This is a genomic window from Kribbella speibonae (assembly GCF_004331375.1).
Classification (GTDB): Bacteria; Actinomycetota; Actinomycetes; order Propionibacteriales; family Kribbellaceae; genus Kribbella; species Kribbella sindirgiensis.
In genome coordinates this window covers 1-728 of record NZ_SJKC01000015.1, presented here as the reverse complement: position 1 = coordinate 728, position 728 = coordinate 1, and the positions used below count along the sequence as shown (strand labels likewise).

Genomic DNA, 728 nt, shown 5'->3' with positions numbered 1-728 from the left:
GCGAAGAACTCGTTCCGGACGCGGTTCGGTAAGTCAAGCGATCGCTTGCTGACGTTCGAGGCGGACGGGGAGTCGATCGGGCTCGGCGCGGCCGGTGAGAAGCGGGCGTTGACGCCAGTGGTGAAGGACTCGTCGGTGGCGTTCCCGGACGTGTTCGGTACGGCGGACGTGCGGTATTACGTGTCGCGCACCGGCGTGAAGGAGACCGTCGTACTGACGGCTGCGGCTGACGTGGAGGGTGAGTACACGTTCGAGCTGCGCACCAGCGGGTTGACGGCGAAGGCGCAGCCGGACGGGTCGATCGGGTTCTTCAAGAAGAACGGCGACGAGCGGCCGAAGTACGTGATCCCGGCGCCGAACATGTACGACTCCTCGGCGACCAACCAGCTCGGTCAGCCGGGGTACTCGGACAAGATCACCCAGACGGTGACGCAGCAGGGTGGCAAGACGCTGCTGACGCTGAAGCCGGATCAGGCGTGGCTGGCAGCGAAGGAACGGGTGTTCCCGATCGTCATCGACCCGACGATCGTCGTCGTACCGGATCCGACGGCCGCGCAGGACACGTCGATCTCAGAGGCGAACGCGGGCGTCAACTACGGCACGAACCCGACGGTGCTGGTGGGCGACGACGCGAGCCACAACACCTGGCGCGGCCTGCTGAAGTTCGACACGTCGATGATCCCGACCACCACGACGATCCGCTCGGCCGACCTGAACATGCACTACGG

The 728-nt window shown here is 65.7% G+C and carries 1 protein-coding gene; it reads left to right on the top strand.

Features of this window, described 5'->3' with window-relative positions; translation table 11 throughout:
* Positions 1-45: 45 nt before the first annotated feature.
* Positions 46-728, top strand: a 683-nt coding sequence (locus E0H92_RS43935; RefSeq protein ID WP_131500511.1) for a DNRLRE domain-containing protein, incomplete at its 3' end; no start/stop codon positions are given.